15 protein-coding genes and 3 pseudogenes are annotated in these 20,066 nt (G+C 52.9%); 7 read left to right on the top strand and 11 right to left on the bottom strand.

Annotated features, from left to right (window positions below; all coding sequences use genetic code 11):
- Positions 1 to 38: 38 nt before the first annotated feature.
- Together LPA46_RS14595 and LPA46_RS14590 are read left to right on the top strand one after the other, a co-directional pair.
- Positions 39 to 1,030: pseudogene (locus LPA46_RS14595) on the top strand (IS630 family transposase).
- Positions 1,031 to 1,210: 180 nt separating this feature from the next.
- The gene (locus tag LPA46_RS14590; RefSeq protein WP_230893116.1) at positions 1,211 to 2,137 is read left to right on the top strand and encodes an ADP-ribosylglycohydrolase family protein; all 927 of its coding nucleotides are present in this window, start codon (positions 1,211 to 1,213) and stop codon (positions 2,135 to 2,137) included.
- Positions 2,138 to 2,143: 6 nt separating this feature from the next.
- On the opposite strand, the pseudogene LPA46_RS14585 reads toward LPA46_RS14590, so the two are convergent.
- From LPA46_RS14585 to LPA46_RS14560, 6 genes and pseudogenes are all read right to left on the bottom strand, one after another.
- Positions 2,144 to 2,763, bottom strand: a pseudogene (locus LPA46_RS14585) (IS6 family transposase).
- A gap of 205 nt (positions 2,764 to 2,968) precedes the next feature.
- Positions 2,969 to 3,754: an inositol monophosphatase family protein gene (locus tag LPA46_RS14580; protein WP_230893115.1), complete on the bottom strand. Its 786-nt coding sequence runs from the start codon at positions 3,752 to 3,754 to the stop codon at positions 2,969 to 2,971.
- Between the two features lie 55 nt (positions 3,755 to 3,809).
- Positions 3,810 to 5,006, bottom strand: a complete 1,197-nt coding sequence (locus tag LPA46_RS14575) for an ABC transporter ATP-binding protein (RefSeq protein ID WP_230893114.1) — start codon at positions 5,004 to 5,006, stop codon at positions 3,810 to 3,812.
- Positions 5,003 to 5,836, bottom strand: a complete 834-nt coding sequence (locus LPA46_RS14570; RefSeq protein ID WP_230893113.1) for a carbohydrate ABC transporter permease — start codon at positions 5,834 to 5,836, stop codon at positions 5,003 to 5,005. Before LPA46_RS14570 ends, LPA46_RS14575 begins: the two co-directional genes overlap by 4 nt.
- Positions 5,833 to 6,762 carry a carbohydrate ABC transporter permease gene (locus tag LPA46_RS14565; RefSeq protein WP_442908258.1) on the bottom strand — a complete coding sequence of 310 codons (930 nt, stop codon included), beginning with the start codon at positions 6,760 to 6,762 and terminating at the stop codon, positions 5,833 to 5,835. Before LPA46_RS14565 ends, LPA46_RS14570 begins: the two co-directional genes overlap by 4 nt.
- Position 6,763: 1 nt before the next feature.
- Positions 6,764 to 7,981 carry an ABC transporter substrate-binding protein gene (locus LPA46_RS14560; RefSeq protein WP_269073711.1) on the bottom strand — a complete coding sequence of 406 codons (1,218 nt, stop codon included), beginning with the start codon at positions 7,979 to 7,981 and terminating at the stop codon, positions 6,764 to 6,766.
- Positions 7,982 to 8,382: 401 nt separating this feature from the next.
- On the opposite strand from LPA46_RS14560, the gene LPA46_RS14555 reads away from it, so the two are divergent.
- The 3 genes from LPA46_RS14555 to LPA46_RS14545 all read left to right on the top strand — a co-directional run bounded on the left by LPA46_RS14555 (position 8,383) and on the right by LPA46_RS14545 (position 12,215).
- A complete protein-coding gene (locus LPA46_RS14555; RefSeq protein ID WP_230893110.1) occupies positions 8,383 to 9,354 on the top strand; it encodes a D-2-hydroxyacid dehydrogenase in 972 nt (323 codons plus the stop codon).
- 157 nt (positions 9,355 to 9,511) lie between these two features.
- Positions 9,512 to 10,291: an IclR family transcriptional regulator gene (locus LPA46_RS14550; protein WP_230893109.1), complete on the top strand. Its 780-nt coding sequence runs from the start codon at positions 9,512 to 9,514 to the stop codon at positions 10,289 to 10,291.
- A gap of 670 nt (positions 10,292 to 10,961) precedes the next feature.
- Entirely contained in the window at positions 10,962 to 12,215 is a 1,254-nt protein-coding gene (locus LPA46_RS14545; RefSeq protein WP_230893108.1) for an RNA-guided endonuclease InsQ/TnpB family protein, read from the top strand.
- A 1,087-nt stretch (positions 12,216 to 13,302) separates the two neighbouring features.
- Here LPA46_RS14545 and LPA46_RS14540 read toward each other — a convergent pair.
- Positions 13,303 to 13,542: a hypothetical protein gene (locus LPA46_RS14540; RefSeq protein ID WP_230893107.1), complete on the bottom strand. Its 240-nt coding sequence runs from the start codon at positions 13,540 to 13,542 to the stop codon at positions 13,303 to 13,305.
- Here LPA46_RS14540 and LPA46_RS14530 point away from each other — a divergent pair.
- Positions 13,444 to 14,428: pseudogene (locus tag LPA46_RS14530) on the top strand (hypothetical protein). The gene LPA46_RS14540 and the pseudogene LPA46_RS14530 overlap by 99 nt on opposite strands.
- Positions 14,429 to 14,581: 153 nt before the next feature.
- Here the strand turns inward: LPA46_RS14530 and LPA46_RS14525 are convergent.
- The 4 genes from LPA46_RS14525 to LPA46_RS14510 form a co-directional block, all read right to left on the bottom strand.
- A complete protein-coding gene (locus LPA46_RS14525; protein WP_230893104.1) occupies positions 14,582 to 15,172 on the bottom strand; it encodes a hypothetical protein in 591 nt (196 codons plus the stop codon).
- Between the two features lie 763 nt (positions 15,173 to 15,935).
- On the bottom strand, positions 15,936 to 17,162 hold the full coding sequence (locus LPA46_RS14520; RefSeq protein WP_230893103.1) for a hypothetical protein: 1,227 nt from the start codon (positions 17,160 to 17,162) through the stop codon (positions 15,936 to 15,938).
- 409 nt (positions 17,163 to 17,571) lie between these two features.
- The gene (locus LPA46_RS14515) at positions 17,572 to 18,171 is read right to left on the bottom strand and encodes a 7-cyano-7-deazaguanine synthase (protein ID WP_230893102.1); all 600 of its coding nucleotides are present in this window, start codon (positions 18,169 to 18,171) and stop codon (positions 17,572 to 17,574) included.
- Positions 18,171 to 18,542, bottom strand: a complete 372-nt coding sequence (locus LPA46_RS14510) for a nucleoside 2-deoxyribosyltransferase (RefSeq protein ID WP_330166347.1) — start codon at positions 18,540 to 18,542, stop codon at positions 18,171 to 18,173. Before LPA46_RS14510 ends, LPA46_RS14515 begins: the two co-directional genes overlap by 1 nt.
- 313 nt (positions 18,543 to 18,855) lie before the next feature.
- On the opposite strand from LPA46_RS14510, the gene LPA46_RS14505 reads away from it, so the two are divergent.
- The gene (locus tag LPA46_RS14505; RefSeq protein ID WP_230893101.1) at positions 18,856 to 20,025 is read left to right on the top strand and encodes an ISH3 family transposase; all 1,170 of its coding nucleotides are present in this window, start codon (positions 18,856 to 18,858) and stop codon (positions 20,023 to 20,025) included.
- Positions 20,026 to 20,066 lie beyond the last annotated feature (41 nt).

Below are 20,066 nucleotides of genomic sequence, written 5' to 3'. Positions count from 1 at the left end.
CGGTAGAACTATTTGCAATGAAACTGTTGCAGTAGGTAGTGGAGCACCTCGACGAGATCTCCGTCGAAGAGCTGCAAGATGCTCTTGAGAACGTGGAGGGAAAGAAGCCAACAGAGCGGTTGTTAGCCGCGATCGCGTACAAGAACGGAGTCACGCAAGCCGAGCTAGCCCAGTGGTACGACGTTCACCGGAAAACAATCTACAACTGGCTCAACCGACTCGACACCGATGAGTCGCTTGAGCACGCTGTCTCTAATGCTCACCGTTCTGGAAGAAATCGAAAACTCCCAGACACACAGCAATAACAGTTCGAAGAAGCTGTCCACAACCCACCCGAAGAGGTTGGGTTCTACGCGCCGGCGTGGACGCCGGCGCTCGTCCAAGAGTATCTCGAAGACACGTACGGCGTCGAGTACTCACTCCCGAGCTGTCGGCGGCTGTTGAAAGAAGCAGGATTAACCTATCGGAAACCGCGCCGTACAGACGCCGAAGCCGACGAAAATGAACACGAGGAGTTCCACGACGAGTTCAAAAAAAGCGCCGAGAGCTGGACGCCACCGTAGTCTGCATCGATCAAACCAAGAAATCCGCGCAGGTCGAGCCGCGTGGTTTCCGCGCGGCACGCGGCCCTCCGTCGAACTCTCCGGCCAACGTGAGTGGACATGTTTGCTAGGCGCGATCACCGAGGACGGTGATCGCTTTTTCTCCCGCTTCGAAGAGTGCGTCACGGCCGAACACGCGAAACACTTCATTCTCGCATTATGTGAAGAGTTCGAAGACGACTTGCTCGTAGTGCTAGATGGAGCGCCGTATTTTCAGGCATCGGCCGTCACGGACCTGGCGGCCCGTGACGACCCGCCTTCGTGACGTTACCGTCGTAGTTGCCGGGGTTGAATCCGGTCGAGGAATGCTGGCGACAGCTGCAAGCAGCTCTGAGCAACCGCTTTTCGACTCACTCGGCGAGCTGACAACGGCAATCGACACCGATCTCGACCAACTTTCGATTCCTAAAGTAAGCAATTACTTCTAACGGCTACTATAGGACGTCCTCACAGAATACCGAGCACAATACCCCGAATAGCAGTTCTCCTCGCTGCTAGACACCGATTCGCTGGCTGAGCTCTCTCCTGCCACCTCTTCACTGAATTGCGCTATGTTCGATGAGTGACGACGGCCCTACATTTTTCTCGGCGGTCGTTGTTGATGACGTATGGATTCGGATCGTGCCCGTGGCATCCTCCTTGGGTTGGCTTGTGGAGATGCGCTTGGCCGGCCAGTTGAGTTCTCGTCGGCGACCCAGATTGAAGCTGAACATGGACAGCTTGCTGAGATGGTTGGGTATGGGACGTGGAATCAGCCAGCGGGGACGATTACCGACGACACCGAGCAAGCGCTGTGCATCGCGCGCAGCCTCGTTGATCACCAAGGATTCGACCCCGCGGATATTGCTGCCCGATTTGTCGCATGGTTCGACAGCGATCCGTTTGATATTGGGCGGATGACGATTCGGTCGCTCAGCCGCCTCAAACACGGGGCAGCGTGGGATGAAGCCGGCCAAACGGTCTGGAAGCAGAGTCCCGAAGGCCAGAACGCGGGGAATGGAAGTGTGATGCGGTGTCCGCCACTCGTCATCCCCTACGCGGATACCCGTGAGCGCCTCGCCGAGGTCAGCCGGCAGTCCTCCCAGATTACGCATGCTGACCCGCGCTGCACGTATGGCTGTGCGGTGCTGAACCTCACAGTGGCTGGCCTGCTCGAAGACGTCGATGCGCCACTCCAAGCGGCCCTTAAGGATGTTAGCTCGGACGCGCCGGAGGAACTTGTGAGTTCGTTGGGACCACTTGCCCGTGGCGATTCGCCGGCCACGCTAAACACTTCAGGATACGTCATCCACTCGCTGCAGACCGCCATGCACGACGCCCTCACCGCATCAACTGCTGAGGACGCGATCATCACGGCAGTCAACCGTGGCGGCGAAACCGACACAATCGGCGCAATCACCGGCGCAGTCGCCGGAGCCCGGTTTGGCGCATCACAACTTCCCGACCGATGGCTTTCGACCATCGAGGCAACCACCGAATTGGACTCGCTAGCGACAGAACTCAGGGGAGCGCCATCATCATCGTGTTTAGTTTAGCGAGTTTCACCAGACGGCGAAGGCCCAGAGCCACGATTCCGCTGTTGTTGGATCGACGTGGCTGAAACTATTACGGAACAAGGAAGTTCGACGTTTTATCTCTCTAAATATACGTTCGACAGCATTCCGATTCCCATGACGAACGGTTTGAAATCGAAGCCCGACTCGCTGTAGTACTGTTTTGAGATGCTGGGCACCATCGACGAGAAACACGGTGTCTTCGACATCGTGTTTTCGCGGAGTTTCTGCAGAAACCGTTCAGTTAACGCCGTTGTTGTCGTTGGAAACAGCCGTATATGCAGGAATTTGTTTGAGCTTGGATTGACGGCAGCGTACAGCCAGTACTGCTGGCCGTCGATGCGGATCACCGTTTCGTCAACCGCGATCTGATCTGGACTAGCGTCGCTGGCAGGGTGTAGATCAGCTTTCTCCCAGCCAATCATGGACCGCTTTCCGCGAGCGCTGGACACCGGACTTTTCAAGTTCGTTAACGGTATTCGAAAGCGATAGTCAGCCAAATGAAGTCGAATACCGAGCCGCATCAGCTCGCTCGGTGTCCGCTCTCGCTCCACAAACTCTAACTCAAGCCAGTCGCTACAGCCACTGAGGCGGGCTATTTCAGCCATGAACCAGCCGAAATTCGTCCCGCCTCACTTTTCAGCTTTAACTAAACACGACCTTATTACCTCCCCAAGCGAACAACCGGTTTGTCGTATGGGGCAGCAAACGCCCTGACCGGTGTCGCCGTCCGGATGTTCGCCTTGTCTCTTTAAATCCGGCCATAACGCTCTCTGAACAGCTCTGCGAGCGTCTTGACTAACTAAAGCCAGATCAACGTACTACGTCAGATACACGTTTGAGGACTTCGTCGTGCGACTCGCCGTTAGACGCGACAATCCCATCAGCATCAGGTTTCCATTGATCTCCCCGAATGTCGGTTACGGTTCCCCCGGCCTGTTTGACGAGATACACGCCTGCAATTGTGTCCCAGGGATTCGGATGCGGTTGCGTCGAGACGGCAGCATCTAGTGATCCATTCGCAACGAGGCCGAGCGTCAGTTGCGCGCTACCGAGACGACGCAAATCACCGAATCGTTGGATAAGAGTATCCAAGAGATCTCCGAACACTTGGTCTCGTTCCGGGCCATAACGGAGGACGGCAGCGACTTTGAACTCCGTCACCTCCGTTTTCTCACTGACAGACATCGAACTGCCGTTCATTACGGCTTCGGTCGGTCCAGCAGTGTATATATCGCCGAGCGCTGGTACAACCGTCGTCGCTCCAACGGTCTCTCCGTCCTGGAGTGCGGCGACCGTCGTCGTCCATAGTTGGAAGTCGTGGACGAAGTTCGATGTCCCATCAATAGGATCGATCACCCACACGTCATCGCCTTCTGGGACGGACTTCAGTTCGTCACCCTCTTCGCCGACGATGGTGGCGTTTGGATATTCGTCACGGATAATCTCAACGATGCGTTGCTGAGTTTCGGTGTCAGCTCGAGTAACGAAGTCCATCGCCGATTCTTTCGTACCAATATCTAGATCCGTTCGGAAGAGGTCATGCGCGACTTCGCCGCCTTCCATCGCAGCCTGTCTCGCAGTCTCGTATCTTGCCATTTATTACTAGAAAGCAGTACGCATCGAATCTTAAATCTTTACCTGGCGAACCGGATCAGACGATGCGAGTGCCGCCCTGCTCGAATAGCCAGGATTCCTCAGTCTGGATGTTGACCTGAACCCGCTCTGTTTCGCGTGAGAGCTCGCCCTGAGGCGTGACAGCGGAAAACGACATGTCATCCGCAGACAGGTGAATCGCGTCCCGATCACCGAGCGGTTCGATAACATCGAGACTAGCGGTGAAGTCCCCGTCACCGTCCGTAATGGTGAGGTACTCCGGGCGAATCCCGTAAATCAGCGTTTCACCCACGCGATCTTTGAGGTGTTCGGCTTGTTCGTCAGTCGCCGGCACAGAGAAGACGTCCGTTGAAAGGACTAGACCGCTGTCCGTGCGTTCCACCGTACACTTCTGGAGATTCGGTGATGGCGACCCGATAAAATCTGCGACGAAGCGATTCGTCGGGTCGTTGTAGATTTCATACGGAGTCCCGATCTGTTGGACGTATCCATCGTTCATAACGACGATTTTGTCGCCGAGGGTCATCGCTTCTTCCTGGTCGTGCGTGACGAACACCATCGCTGTGTTCAATTCACGTTGAATCTTCTTGACCTCGACACGCATTTCGTCCCTGAGATTCGCGTCGAGCGCGGAGAACGGCTCGTCAAGGAGGAACGCTTCGGGTTCCATTACCATTGCGCGACCAAGGGAGACGCGCTGCTGTTGGCCACCGGAGAGCGAGCTCGGTTTACGGTCGAGCATCTCCTCAAGTCCCAGGGTTTCGGCGACCTCCTCGACCCGACGCCGTTTCTCGTCGTCTTTGAGGTCGGTGTTCATATCCAGCCCAAATCGGATGTTCTTGCGCACACTCATGTGCGGGAACAGGGCGATACTTTGGAACACGAACGCAAGGTTCCGGTCTTTCGGTGCAAGATTGGTGATGTCGTTACCACCAACGCGGATTTCGCCCTTATCGGGCTCTTCTAGGCCGGCGATACAGCGGAGTGTCGTCGTCTTCCCACATCCCGAGGGGCCAACGAGGATGACGAATTCCCCCTTGTCGATGTTGATATTGACATCGTCACAAGCGACGATGGCACCATCGTCGAACGTTTTCTGGATTCCCTCAATTTGGATGTGATCGTTGTCGCTATCTTGGTCCGTACGCGCGCTATCAGTGGTGGTGTCGCTCATGGTTGTCTCTTCGGTTGAAGTGCTCTCAGTTTGCTCTTTCGCTATGGTGGTTTCGCTCATACTGTGAATGCGTCCTCCAAGTAGTTTCTCGCCACGAGGTACAGGACCGTGGGTGGCGTTCCGATGATGAGGGTTTCAGCCATCAGCTTCCCCCAGTACACCCGTTCTCCGGACCCTCCACCGATAGTTCCATAGAGGACGGGAACGGCGGGGACAGGGCCTGTACCGGTTGTGAGAAGATTTGAGAACAGGAAGTCGTTCCAACCGGTCAGGAACGCGAGGAATCCAACGGCGACGATACCAGGTGCCGCGAGCGGAAGGATAACTCTAATGAACGATGTGAACTGCGTACAGCCGTACACCTGTGCAGCTTCTTCGATATCCTTCGGGAGATTTTCGAAGAAGTCTCTCAGGACCCACAGTGCAAACGGTGCAACGAACACCTGATAAGCTAGAATCATCCCGGGGATGGTGTTGTACAGCCCGAGATCGTTCCACAGGTCCATAATCGGGATGACCAGCAGGATGTACGGGAACATCATCGCTAGAATGATCGCGTAGAACCCGAACTTTTTCCCGTAGAATTTCTTGCGTGCGAACGCGTACGCTCCGGGAATCGTGATTGCGAGGGCCAACAGAGCGGTTCCGGACGCAATCAAGAAACTGTTGATGAGATTATCCCGCAACTCGGAGAAGCCGCTGGTCCACGCCTCGAGAGTCGGGTTATGCGGAATAACGTGAGGTGACCCGAAGAACTCACTCGATGGCATGAACGACACTGACAGGATGAACAGAAGTGGAATGACGTTCATCAACACGAGGAAGGCGATGACGCTATATTTCGACGCCTTCAGCGAGATACCGGCGAAGTCGTAGTCCGCAGTACTCATGCTGCATCACCTCCACTGGAACGCTCGAATTCACGGATGAACACGAACGCGAAGCCGATGGTCATCAGGAGTAGAATCACGCCAACGGCGTATGCGACGCCCATCTGTCCCTGTTCGTAGCTGAACCGATACAGCAACACGGCAAGGACAGAGGACTCGTATCCCGGGCCGCCGTTCGTGAGCTGGAGCACCTGCGATATCTTCGTCATGTTCCAAATAATCCGGATACTAACCGCGATGAGGATGGCGCTTTTCAGCTGTGGAAGGGTCACCCGGAGGAACATTTGGGCGCGATTTGCGCCGTACATCTGCGCGCTTTCATACATCTCCTCTGGAATACTCTCGAGACTGGCCGAGATGATGAGGAACATGAACGGCCAGAACGTCCACGTGGTCACGAATAGGACGACGGCGAGTGCCGTGTCGCCTTGGCTTCCCCAATAGATGGTTTCCCCAAGGATCCCCCACTGGGTGAGAAACCCGAAGAGCGGACCCAAGTCTGGCTGGAGCAGGTATGTCCAAATTGTCCCCGTCACGAGCGGCGGTAACGTGTACGAGAGAAGGAACGCACCAGTGATGAAGCTCTTACCGCGACGAACTTCACGGATAGCCAGTGCGGCCGCCAGTGCGATGGCGAGTTGGAAGAGTGTGGTCAGGGAAAATATCAGTGTGGCCTTCAGCGACGTGTAGAACGGATCCCAACTGAAGAGGTAACTGTAGTTATCAAGCCCCACCCACGTCGGCGCGCCACCTAACGGCCAGTTGTGCAGGCTCATGAAAATGCCCCGGATAAACGGGTACCACATGAGCAATACAAGGAACAGCAGGACCGGGAGAATCAGTAGATACGCGAACCAATTCTCCGAGAGAACATCCCGGAAGCGTTCAGTTCGGCCCCGAAGCGTGTAACTCGTTTGCGACGACATTTTAGAAGGAAACCTGTTCCCGGATCCGCTTAGCAGCTTGGTCACACGCTTCTTCAGCAGAGATCTCGCCGCGAACAGCCTGCTGGAACAGCGGACCTGCAGTGTTATACTGGATCGCATTCATGCCCGGATGGCTCGACCAACCGTGTTCCATCCCCTCAACGGTCGTCTCCAGTGTGGAGATGTAGTTGCTCTCCTGGAAGATCTGCTCGTCTTTGAGACCCGACCAGACGTCTTGGCGAGCGGGAAGTGTTGCTAGCGACCGCGGGATTTCCTTCTGGAAGTCCTTCGAGAGGACTTTATTAATCCACTCGATTGCTGTCGCTTCACGCTGCTCCCAAACCTCTGCCGAGACGTTATCGGGCTTCCGCATCAGTGCGATACACTGTGTGAAGAAGTCACCGCGATTACCGGCGGCACCCTCCCAGGACGGCCCAAAGACGATCTTCCCATCTTTTAGCATCTCCTCGGCCCGACTCCGGAACAGTCCGAAGTCCTTGGTGCTTCCCTGCACCATGCTTACGTCTCCTTGGATGAGCATCTGGGCGGCACCCTCGTTGGAAGCAGTCGGGGCCTTATCCGAGGAGAGGCCGTGTTCCTGATAGAGGTCGACATACTTTCGCGTTGCCTCCTTCCAGATCTCGTTATCATAGTTGACGTCCGACCAGGATTCGTTGAGGAACAGTCCGTCGTACCCGCCTTCAGCAGTAGTCCAAGTCACGAGCGCTTCGTCGGTGACGTCGCCCTGTGCGCCATAGATCTGGAAGCCATGGTCCGCAGGCCCTTCTTCCTGAAGTTGTGTGGCCACCTGTACGAGTTCCTCGTAGCTTTCCGGTGGGAAGTCGTCCTCGATGGAGAGCCCTGCTTGCTCGAAGTGATCAGCCCGAGCAATAAATGGTGCGCCGACTTCGAGCCCGATTGGGATTTCATAGAGGTCCTCCTCGAAGCCACGGTAGCAGCTCTGGGACATCTCGAAAGCCCATTCCAACTGTTCGAGGGCATCATCGTTAAGTCGATCCTTGTACTCGCTGACCGGCTTGACCCAACCGGGCTCGATGAACTGACCGTCGAGCGAGTTCGTCGAGTCGTAGAGGACTGGGCGGTTCCCGTTCTGAATGTTATTCTTCCACTTTCCGCCGTTAATGTCGCTCCAGCTCGCCCAATTCATCTGCATCTGGGCGCCGGTAGACTCCTCGAACTCCTTGACTGAGGACTCCATCTGATTAGTCGCAACTTCCGACTGTGAATGGAAGTATTCCCAATACTCGACAGTGTTGCCATCTGAGCCTCCCGATCCACCTGACCCGGTCACACCACTGATACAACCGGCAAGGCTAGCTGTCCCGCTGAGCGCGGCTGCTTGAAGGAACTTTCGACGTTGCATTTTGATTGCTCCACTTCACTCGTTCTACCCAACCTACATAATAGTTTGGTTGGGTATAATTCTACACCCAAGAGCATCACGCATAATTGTATGATCTCACGCTTGTAAGAGCCTAATGCCGCGGAAATATATTCTATCGCGGAAAATCTCGTGGGGAAGTTTAATGGTGTGCCACTTAATTGCCAGAGTACACAGCCACAGAGTGATGCAAGTCACTTCTGCCGGCAGAGATATCCATGAATGAAAATACACCAGATGTTCTCGTCCTACGATCCAATACGCACGGGCTTCACGCACGTGACTACGCCGACTTGCTCGCAGACCGGTTACCGAACCATGATGTCCAGCTTGCGACAACATCTGTCGAAGAGCGTGAGCTCATCGAACACGCAACAGTCGTCTCCGGCGTCGATATTGACCCGGAATTACTAGAACACGCGAAAGACCTCCAGCTGTTCGCCGGTATTGCAGCAGGATACAACCACCTCCCGTTAGATACATTCGACGAGAGGGGGATCGCAGTAACCAACGCGTCCGGAATTCACGCGCCCAATATAGCGGAACAGGTTGCTGGATACATACTAACCTTCTCGCGTCAGCTCCGCGAGGGCCAGGAACGCGAACAGCGTAACGAATGGCGTCACTATCAGGCGGAGGAATTGATGGGGAGTACAGTCACTGTCGTCGGTCTGGGCTCCATCGGATCCGCAGTCGCGGAACGGCTATCGGCATTCAAGGTTGAGACAATCGGCGTCAGATACACCCCAGAGAAGGGTGGTCCGACAGATGAAGTGATCGGCTTTGACCAAGCTGACTTTGAGCAGGCTCTCGCTCAAACGGACTACCTCATTATCGCAGCGCCGCTTACGGACACGACACGTGGGTTACTCTCCGAGGAGGAATTCACAACACTTCCCTCGGACGCTCGAGTGATTAACGTCGGTCGCGGGAAGATTATCGACACGGATGCCCTCGTTACCGCAATCCAGAAGAATCAGATCGACGGTGCCGCACTCGACGTTACCGATCCCGAACCGCTCCCGGCCGACCATCCACTGTGGGACTTCGAGAACGTCATTATTACACCCCATAATGCGGGCCATAGTCCAAAGCACTGGGACCGACTGGCAGATATCGTCGCAGAAAACGTTACCCAGCTTTCGGAGACGGATCGGGACAATTCACTGAAGAACCTCGTACAGTCTTGAGTCACTGAGAAAGCCTCCCTTTTCGTGGTTTGGTTTCGCTGATTGACGCCAAATTGTTCGTGATGCGGTTCAGAGTATGGGTTCAACAGTATTGACCAACTGACTCCGCCGTGACGACGTAGGTACAATTAAATCGTTGAAGCAAGGTAGTGTCTATATGGTCGCTGATCCCTCAACTGGCACGAAAAAGACATTGGGTTCAGTCAATAAAGCGTTCGACATCCTTGAACAGATCAAGTCTGAAGGGAGTGTTGGGCTATCGGAATTGGCTCACGATCTGGATATCCCGAAAAGCACAGTTCATATCCATCTTCAAACACTGCAGAACAGGAATTTCGTCGTTCAAGATGGTGACGAGTACACCCTGAGCTATCGATTCTTAAACTATGGTGGTGCATTTCGAAATCAGTCAAAGTTATTTCGAGCTGCAAGATCTGAGGTGGACAAACTTGAGGAGACGACTGGTGAAGTCGCTAGTCTTGGGGTTGAGGAAAACGGACTTCGGGTTCTGATTTACAAGTCCGAAGGTCGTGATTCGATTCACGATAACGCGCCGGTTGGAGAGTACACACAGATGCACTGGACAGCGCTCGGGAAGGCTATTCTTGCGCATTACTCTACCGAACACGTCGAATCGATCGTCGACGAACACGGGCTTCCGCGTGCGAACGAACATACCATTACGGATCGAGAGGAATTATTTGAGGAACTAGAGCAAACAAGAGAACGTGGATACTCCGTAGAGGATCAGGACAGACGGCAGGGTGTGCTTACTATCGGCGCCCCTATTCACAGTCGCAGTACGGACGACATTATCGCTTCTGTCTCGGTTTCCGGTCCGAAGAATCGAATGGAGGAAGACGATCGGTTTGACGAAATAGTCACGGCCGTGAAGAAGGCGGCGAATGTGATCGAGCTCAGTTATTCACATTACTGAGTGTTACTGTCGACTCAATAGAGCAGCCGATGCCATTCAATAAGGTTGGATGGGGTTCAAATATTGCCTCATCTGATCGAGGGAATTACACAGGTATGCATGTAATGGCCAACTTCGGACCGACATAATATTTAGTTAACAACCTCCGCTTCGCGCGCGCGTTTTCCCTAATCTTCGTCATAACTGCCAACTCTGCCACACTGATCAACTCTTATCCTACAAAGTGGGTCAACATTATTGAATAAGAACTACTTCTCCAGCCAACGGATTCGCTAGCTCTGCAAGCGATGGATATGATAGCCGACTCGCTTTTGTGATTGTGTCGATGAGAGTAGTTTCACTGTGTAAGATCATCAGGTGGGTCTAAGAAGCGGTTGCTGAGTACCGTTTTAATCTGTCTCCAGCACTCCTTGACTGTGTTCAGCTATAGCAAGGTCATCGCGAACGCGATATCCTCATGGGTTGTAAGGACCCTGATGGCCGATTCCTGAAAACACGGCGCAGCATCCTGCGACACTAGCAAGCCATATCCATACACTAATTATACGAGATACAGGAGAAAACCCACGGCTTTAGCCGTGGGATGAATCCGTCACTGCTGAACCAAACCACGCGACGGTAGCAGGCCAACTCCCCACCATTTAAGAAACTCTAGTTCTCCATATAAGATATGGAAGTGCGGCGTACCGTCCCTGTTGCCCTCGACGTGGACAGCGACGCCGCTGCACTCCTCGAAGACACCGTCGATACGTTCCTCTGGTGCGCTCAATACGTCACCAATCACGCCTTCAGAGGCGAATACGTCACCACCAGCAAAACACAGTTGGATGAGGAAACCTACGATGACGTCCGCGAGCAAACGAATGGGTTCAACGCGGGGCTCGTGCAAGCCGCCCGGAACAAGGCCGCGGAAGCTGCCAAAAGCGTCGTCGCCCGCTGGAAGCACGGCAAGAAAGCCAGCAAGCCACGGTTCACCAGCCCACACGTCGTCTACGACCACCGGACTGCCACCTTCCACGACACGTATGTGAGCCTCGCCACGACCGACGGGCGCATCGAGGCCGACTACATCCTCCCTGACGAGGACGGCGATACACCGCACGCCGAATACCTATTCTCGGACAACTATGAGACAACGGGTGCGGAACTGCACTATCAAGACGGCAACTGGGTACTTCACGTCCACTGCAAGCAGGAGGTGGAGTCGGACACGCCGGAGCAGGCAACGATCGAGAACGGAACGGTTCTCGGGGTTGACCTCGGCGTGAACAACCTCGCCGTCACCAGCACGGGCACGTTCTGGACGGGTGATGAATTCGACCACTGGCGCCGCGAATACGAAAAGCGTCGTGGCGACCTCCAGCGGTGTGGAACGCGGTGGGCCCACCAGAACATCCAATCCGTCGGCCGGAAAGAGAAAGGGCGATTCAAGCAGACACTGCATCGCATCAGCAACGAACTCGTCGCAGAAGCCCGCCAAAACGGGTGTATGGTCATCGCCTTCGAGAACTTAACCGACATCCGCGAACGGACTGGAGCGTCGTGGGGGCACAGATGGGCGTTTAAGCGCCTCCATGACTACACTGAATACAAAGCCGCAGAGCACGGCATCACCGTCGAACAGGTGGACCCGAAGAACACGAGTCGGCGGTGCTCACACTGTGGATTCACCCACCCAGACAACCGCGACAGCGAAGCCTTCCAGTGTCTGAAGTGTGACTACCAGAATCACGCGGACTACAACGCCGCGAAAAACATCGGCCTGCGGTATCTCCGTCGCAACCAAACCGGGGGCGACGGAGGCGCACCCTTGGGCGTGCGCTTGAACAGCGGGATGGTGAACGTGAATGGAGGCTATTCTCCTGCCTCATCCGAGGCCAGAACGGGAGTTCACGCTGAATCCCACGACTTCAGTCGTGGGTAGCTCAAACTGCTAAAATGAAATATCCCTGTTGATCAGCAGTAGCCTGCACTTTGAATTGGGTGAAGGATCGATTACAATTCTCGGTGATCACTCCCAGAAAATACATCGGATTATTTGGCAGAGAATTCGATAAAATAGCCGTATAAGGCCCTGACTCCATACTTAATCCCGGGTTGATCTATTCGTATTTCTTAGATTGATCGATACAGACTACAATATCGCTTATTTCTCTTTGAGGTTTTTCACGAACCGAATCCGGCATCCTCCGCTATCGGGTTCAGCGGCCGATTAGTATACTTTTGACTGCTTAGACCCATCTCTTCCCGTGGCTGCCGCCAGTTCGGCAGTGAGTATTCAACTTCATATGCCGCTTGAGAATTTGCTGGCGGAGTCTCGACGTTAGTGCTAGAATCTTGAGCACCTCCGCCAACCATTCATAGTAAGATATATGATATCATATCGGTTATACCAATATACAAACTATTATATGAAGCGGTAAAGCGTAGAAGATATCAGCTTTAGACTAAGTTGTATGGATTGGTGTTCGTCGGTTTCCAAATCGGGAAGATGGAGATTTCGTCTACAACCTCCACACGTAAACGCGTAACAATTCGACAGAGCTAACCCCCTGCCCTGGTTCACCCCACCGCAGTCCGTCGAATTCGGGCCTACAGGAACTCCACAACCAAGAGCACCGGACATTTCTCGAACTCCAGTTCAACTCCCAGGAAACAACGTACCAAAGCTATCCGAACAACCACAACCTCGTTGGTCTCACGACCCAACAACGCGAGCCCTTACAGGATATTATCGAAGAGCACTCTCTCGACATCAGTTTCGAACACACGGATGGCGGGATAACAACGGTTACAGCTTCTCACACCTCTGAACCGTCAACCACTGATCACATGGAAATGCTCGAGGACGTCATCCACAACGTCTACGATACCACATTCGAAAATATCGATAACGCGTTCCTTGGCAGTCGCGGACCAGACACACCCGAACCCCTCTCTGGACCGGCATAGGAACCAACTGACACCCAGACCTGAAACCCAGAGTATCCCGCAAGAGCTTCCGTGTTGGATCAACGCCCAAGCCTGGGCACAACCAAAGTACTACGGCCTTCTTCTGTATCCAAGCACTGTCGCTGGTGGGCGGTTACAGCAACAACAATTATTGCGTCCTCAAGTGGATTGAATATATGTACCTCTACGCGCCCGACGACATCGACTGGGAACGCGCCCACCACCAAGCCGTCATCCAAGGCGCCGACAACGTCGATGTCAAACGCATCGGGAACCTCGGCGAACTCGCGTTCGAACAATTCTGCCGTGAATACCTCCCCGTCGAGATGTGGAACTGGAAAACGAAGCAGCCATTCGACGCTGCAACCCTGAGAGTTTCGCTGCCTACGACTTCGACGTCTTCGACTACACCGTCGACGTCAAAACCAGCCGTGACGTCTCCGCGTTCCAACCCGCCAAACTTCTCGAGAACGACCCTGACGACGACATTCTCGTGATGGTCTGGCACCGCGACAACGAGATGCCCTCATCCTCTTGGGCTGGGAGCGCACGGAGACGCTGAAATCAAAGGTTCGGACCCAAGAGGAGTACTCCGGGGAGGAACCCGAGAAACTCGCCCACCTCGCAACGCGGCCGATGAACGAACTCCACGATCTTGGCCCCAACACTGCGCACCTCAACCAGAAACCCGAGAACCCCTTCCAACCCGGCGACCGCGTCATCAAAGCCGGCGATGAAGACCCATCAGTTGCAGTTGTCGTCGAGGTTCTTCCCCCCGAAGAGAATGCGACGCTGTACGGCCAAGAAATGGAAGGGGAAGCCGTCAGTGTCGCCTTCCCCAGCACCCTTGATGAGGGCCCCAGTGACTGGCGGACCATCCACCCAGCCAAACTCGCCTCCTACTGCGACGACCAAGCCATCCAACTCTACTCCTACAAACACGAAAACCTCACCTACGCCGACCGGCCATTCACTCCCGGCGACTACGTCATCAAACCTGATTACAACGACCCCGACCTCGCAATCGTCACCAGTGTCGACGGCGACGACATCACAGTCGTGTTCGAGCACCTAATAGAGAAAGAGTATCTGCAGCCCCAGCGCCTCACAGACGTCTGCGAAAAACACGACCTCAGCCAGTACTCCTTCAACAGCGACGAGCTAGCGTTCGAACCCCAGTTCTAACCCGTCCCCGCTCTGATTCAGCCGGAGAATAGAATTTCCGCTAATACGCTTCCGCTCTTGATACTCGGAATCTGATTGAGATTTAAAGCCTCTGCTCCTATGTGCGTGGGATCCTTCGGTCGTTCTCGTCCACTCTAATTGGCGTGCATGTCGTCAAAATATTCGGTGGAAATTCACCGCAAGCTCTTCTAACTGAGTGGCTATATATCCAGTAATGAGATGTGGTGATAGAAATGCGACGAGGATTAGAATTTGATTGGCAGATATAAATTGTGTGACAATCAGTAGAACGAGCGTTGAGAAGGCGAGCGAAGTACAAATGTGAAGGAATAAAACTTTGAGACTGTTCCGTTGGACGTTATGGCCGATTGCTTGCGTATAGGCGAGCAAGAAGGTATCATGGAGGTCTTCTGATTCCTGTCTCGCATAGCCGTAGTAATTGTCTACTGATTTGAGAGGGTTAGAGTATTCTTGTGGTCGAATGACGAACAGCCCGATGAGTGCAGAAATTAGTGCAGGCGCTAAGCAGACAATTGACTGAAGTTGGTTTTCTTCACTCAGAAACAGCGTTCCGAGAGATATTAAGAGTGCGTCTGCAGTGATGATAATACCAATTTTCCGTTCAATACTATCCCGTCTAGACTCTTCGTTATCAAAACGACGACGAGCTTCAACCAGTGTTTCTTCAATACCGGGGAACTCACTCGGATCTATATCTTTGTCTGTGTCGGCATCTTCAGTCATCTAACAAAGAACCACAGCGACCGCACCGGTCTTCGTCATCTTTGGCTAATCTTCGAGTATTCGCCTGTGCTTTCTTCTTACAGGAATCACAGAGTGCCATCAGAGCTTACTCCCACATCGTTGGCATCGATCTGTGCTGAATGTGTCTACCTTCCTCAACGCTTCAACCGATATATCTGCCGTTGTCCTGCACTCGTCACAGAGCGCCATTAGAACTCATTCCCACAGCGGTCGCAAGTGCGGTACTGTTTCTGTTCTACGTCAGTTTCTGCGTCGCCACGACAGCTGGGACACAGTGGCATGGTTAATATTTCGTGCTTTCTCATTTAATACCTTTCCACCTGATGGAATCCTAACTGGTCCCTCTCGATAGTTACTATAACTAATAAACGACCAGCGCAGAAATAGGACCACCCTCTAGTGCTCACAATCGAGTACAACCGTGAAGGATGGTATGTCCAGACCTTCCGAGGTTTGCACTACACACCGTGCGGGTCGTTCGAACGACAGCACTCCGGGTGTTAGTTCTGTAAATCGGATGACTGGCCTGCTGCCGACAGCTCACACTTTGAACGTGCCAATGATTGGTGTATAGTCACTGCATTCGCATTCATCAGAGTCATAGTAGCAGTCACTTGGATTGAGAGTTTCCGATGCAATTAGGTGAACAAATCGGAATGTGTCATGACTAGTTTCCGCAACCGGCATGTCCTTCTAGGGTTTAGAATGCGGTTTTGGTGAGTCAGTTCCCGGTGAAACGTCGTTAGAAGACGACGGCCGTGATCTCTTCGCTGTAGAGGAGCACCATCGCGACAATAAGGCCTCCAGTAGAAAGTGCCCCGCGAGTATAACGGCTAGAGTTTTCTGAGGCTAGAATAGTCGCAAATCCGCCGAACGCGAATAAAAGCCCTCCATAACTAACCAAAAATAACCGTCCTGCCTCTTGTGGATCGTTAATACTCAGAGCTATTTGGCCGGTGATTACAACTACAGCGATAATCGCTGAGAAGAATCCCAGAAATTCAAGTATAGTTCTTTGGAAATCCTGTCGTATTCCGTCTATCTCCTTGTTGAGCTCATTGATGTCGTTTCTTGAGGTTTCAAGCCTGCCATCCAAACTGGAAAGTGAATCAGATATTTGCTCAGTTCTCTCGTCAAGCTCGCTCTTATGGCTTTCCGCGAGGATTTTGTTTCGAACGAGCCCGAACTCCGCCTTTAACTCTGTATATTGACCGCGGTTACGAGAGAGTTCACTAATGGCATTTGAGATCCGGGTTTTTGCTGCCTCGTAATTGCCTTTTAGCGCTTCGACCTGAGAATGAACCAGCGTATATTCAGCTGGATAGATTTCGCTGCTCACGGCATCGTTAATCGATCGATCAGCGAGTTCAAGCAACTCAGTTTCACCAGTTGGAATTGCTAGAACAGACCCCTCATATCTGACTCCCTCCTCAACGCAAATCACTATCATCTCAGATAGAGTTTTCTTCAAGTCGAGATATTCTGGATAGTCGGAAGAGTATTGAAAAGCGACTTCTATTGAATTTCGTAGATCATCCGGATCCGCTGAATTCGAAAAGGCACGTGCTTTGACCTTCCCAAAATATTGCTCATCATCGAATCTCGGCTCAAGTCGTTCTATAAGGTCCCGCATTCCTTGATAATCGTCTATCTCCTCATGAAGCTTACAGAGCAGATAGAAAACATAGAACTCATATTTTTCATCTGGGAAATCCGTCCCATTATTCAGTTCATAAAACAATTTCATTGGTAAACTAACCATCGGATCTGGCCCCAAATCCGCATTGAAGCTATCAACCATCTCTTCCGACATCCGGTCAAGATAATAAATGAATGCAGGCGAACCCTCGGCGATCACATCCTGTTCGATTAGATTTTGTAATCTTTGGAGCGGTGAATCCATCGTGTATGGATTTCCCCCTCCATTAGCGAAGAACGGCGCCCCATTCACATATGGTATTTCGTCCACATCTCAAAGATGAACAACGAGAAGATAAATATATGCGTAATCAGACATCACAACAGAGGCTACTCCCGAATACGGGAAAATGGTCGCGGACAGCTCACGGGGCTGCTTTGTCTATAACGACGTTGGGTGGCGAAACACCGACATATACCTTAACGAGGTACATTTAAAGAAGAATACGTCACACATCACATCGGCATCTCAACAATTAGCCAGCATCAGATACACGTTATCACTCATTCACAGTCTGCGAATACGATAAGACTCAAACAGCGAGTCATTTTGATACGCTTCTGTCGATGTCTTCGTCATACAATCCCCGGACGTTGTAATAGTCTCCTGCAAACAAGATTACGGGCTGGCGCGCTACGTGTTGAAAACCAAAGCCCATCGTTTCTTCTCATATCCAATTTCAAACTCTATCATCAAATGCCTCACTCAAAACCCTATGACGTTTCCTGCATCCACGACATTCCCCACAAGGGACATTTGCCTTGTGACAAGAGTGAGCCCAGCCAAGTAATGAGTAAGGGGTCTCCGTTTCCTGAATTAGTTCGGCAGAGGTTTGATCAGTTGCAGGAGCAGAAATACCGATTTCACCCTCCTGAAAAGAGAGCAGTTTGTCCATTATCTTATAGAACCTCTTTCGTCCGTCTGCGTGTTCTTGATCGTCTTTAACGGATCCAGCGATGAGTTCTGAACCCCCTCTTTTAACTGCCTCAGTAGCCACAACAGTAATTATAAGCTGGTTTCGGAATGGCCACCACTCAGGAGTCGAGGCAACATCCAGTTGGTCTTGATCAGACATGGACCCTGCACCAAGTTCACTACAATCCACTTCAATAATCGAGTGAGGAATATCTAGTTCGTCGGTAATCTTCGTCGCCGCCCTTATCTCGGCCTCAGAGGGGGCCTGGCCATAATCTACAGTTACACACAAATCAGGGTCTTTTGAATAGGCCAGACAAGTGGAGTCTATTCCACCGGAAAAGAGAAGAACAGTTTCAACCATCAATTCACCCATAGGGTTTTGAAAATGGCAGTTGAAAGGTCATTATATAATCCACAACCACTGCCTTCCAACATCGTAAACTCGCTGCGATCTATTTTATTCCCGTAGGCAACTACCGGCTGACCTTCATTATTAGCGTATCCGAGCTCGAAGAAGGTTCCAGAATCACACTGATCGATTAATGCTAAAACCACGTCGGCGTTATCAATGCCCTCAAGATCTTTGTTTGCGATCTCCTCTGCAGTCATAGATCCATCAACTTGGCCCACATCATGAATCGGAGAAATCACATTAGCACCCTCCTCAATAAGAATCCGTCTTACCTCCTCGACAAACCATAGCTCACCAATTGAGAAGAAAGGCGCAGCGATATAGACAGTCGGTCCCTCCTCGCCAATTGTCGGTTCCCTTATTTTAGGATCAAACTCAGTAACCTCAAGCGGCTCCTCGAGGATCGGAAGTCGTCGCCTGCTACAGTAGTAGGCGGTCGAGAGTGATGCTTTCTCTGCTGCGTCAACAGCTGATAACCCTCTTTCGGCCCAGTAAGCTGCAAACGTTGAGGCAAATATGTCGCCAGAGCCGATGTTCCAGATACTTTCAGTTTCGTAAACCGGGATTTCATGGATGGTTCCATTTTCAGTACCTCACAAAGCTCGCAAGTTGAAGGAGTCCGCTTGCTGAGTTGTGTCCAAGCAAGCAAAGCAAGCGGACAATGAAATCCACGAGGACCAGCTCCTTAACTTCCTCGTCAACTGCCTTGACGAGGAAGTTTCTCTGAATCTCGCCAACAACGCTGAAATCGGTGCAGAGGACATCTACGAGGTCCTCGTCGGCGCGACCGCCGACGGGACCTCGATCTCGACGCTGTGCAACTCCAGTGAAGACTCGCCATCGGCGAACACAGTTCTCTATCATCTACGGACGAAGTTCGAGCCCGAACGGCTCGAACGAGTCGCTAACACGCTTCTTCGACGAGACATCGTCGAACTGCTCCCCGAGCAGGTGGAGGTCTGCGCAGACCTCCACCTGCGACCCTACTACGGTGATGAAGACGACACAGACGCTCTCTACCACTCGGAAGCGAAGCGTGGAACCACTTCGTTCCACGCCTACGCCACACTCTACGCGCGTGTGAAGAACAAACGCTACACGCTGGCGGTGCGCCGTCTCGAAGACGGCGACACCGCTAGCAGCGTCCTCGCTGAGTTCCTTGGTGTACTCGACGGCCTTGACACCGAGGTCAAGGCCGTCTACCTTGATCGCGGATTCTACGACAGCAAGTGTCTCACGCTGCTTCAGGCGCACAACTACGCCTACGTGGTCCCAATCATTCAGTGGGGTGAGGCGATTCAGCAGGAACTCTCGGAAGGATGGAGTCGCATTATTCAACACGATCTGACGGGGAAACTCGACGGTCACAGCTGGACCGTCGAGTTTCCCGTCTACATCGACTGTACGTACCTGAACGGACGATATGACGAGAACGGTGTAGCGCGTCACGGCTACGCCGCTGACGCGCCGTTCATCGAGACGCCACGCGAAGCGCGATACCACTACAGCAAACGCTTCGGTATCGAATCGAGCTATCGCTTGTCCGAGCAAGCGATAGCGACGACAACGACACGAGACGCGACGGTGAGACTGCTGTACGTCGTAGTGAGTCTGCTGCTACAGAATGTTTGGCGGTATCTCCACTACGAATACGTGGCGACGCCGCGCCGAGGCGGGCGTCGCCTATGGTGGTGGCCGTACAAGGAGTTCGTGAATATGGTTCAACGGGCTGCGTGGACGGCCCTTGCGGTGCGTCGGGCCGTCCCCGCGAACCGACCACCTGACGACCGATTCCACCGCTAACCACTGACCGGGACAGCCCCCGCACTGAGTGGCGACGCTGT

The sequence above is a fragment of the Halobacterium sp. KA-6 genome (genome assembly GCF_021029015.1).
In the GTDB taxonomy this organism is placed as follows: Archaea; Halobacteriota; Halobacteria; order Halobacteriales; family Halobacteriaceae; genus Halobacterium.
This window is presented reverse-complemented; position numbering and strand designations above follow the sequence as displayed.

What these genes read in the sequence shown, in the direction of transcription:
- LPA46_RS14565 (WP_442908258.1), bottom strand. Translation starts at nt 6,762, where the DNA reads ATGTCGTCGCAAACGAGTTACACGCTTCGGGGCCGAACTGAACGCTTC.
- LPA46_RS14575 (WP_230893114.1), bottom strand. Translation starts at nt 5,006, where the DNA reads ATGAGCGAAACCACCATAGCGAAAGAGCAAACTGAGAGCACTTCAACC.
- LPA46_RS14570 (WP_230893113.1), bottom strand. Translation starts at nt 5,836, where the DNA reads ATGAGTACTGCGGACTACGACTTCGCCGGTATCTCGCTGAAGGCGTCG.
- LPA46_RS14580 (WP_230893115.1), bottom strand. Translation starts at nt 3,754, where the DNA reads ATGGCAAGATACGAGACTGCGAGACAGGCTGCGATGGAAGGCGGCGAA.
- LPA46_RS14555 (WP_230893110.1), top strand. Translation starts at nt 8,383, where the DNA reads ATGAATGAAAATACACCAGATGTTCTCGTCCTACGATCCAATACGCAC.
- LPA46_RS14515 (WP_230893102.1), bottom strand. Translation starts at nt 18,171, where the DNA reads ATGGTTGAAACTGTTCTTCTCTTTTCCGGTGGAATAGACTCCACTTGT.
- LPA46_RS14560 (WP_269073711.1), bottom strand. Translation starts at nt 7,981, where the DNA reads ATGGAGTCCTCAGTCAAGGAGTTCGAGGAGTCTACCGGCGCCCAGATG.
- LPA46_RS14525 (WP_230893104.1), bottom strand. Translation starts at nt 15,172, where the DNA reads ATGACTGAAGATGCCGACACAGACAAAGATATAGATCCGAGTGAGTTC.
- LPA46_RS14550 (WP_230893109.1), top strand. Translation starts at nt 9,512, where the DNA reads ATGGTCGCTGATCCCTCAACTGGCACGAAAAAGACATTGGGTTCAGTC.
- LPA46_RS14590 (WP_230893116.1), top strand. Translation starts at nt 1,211, where the DNA reads ATGGATTCGGATCGTGCCCGTGGCATCCTCCTTGGGTTGGCTTGTGGA.
- LPA46_RS14545 (WP_230893108.1), top strand. Translation starts at nt 10,962, where the DNA reads ATGGAAGTGCGGCGTACCGTCCCTGTTGCCCTCGACGTGGACAGCGAC.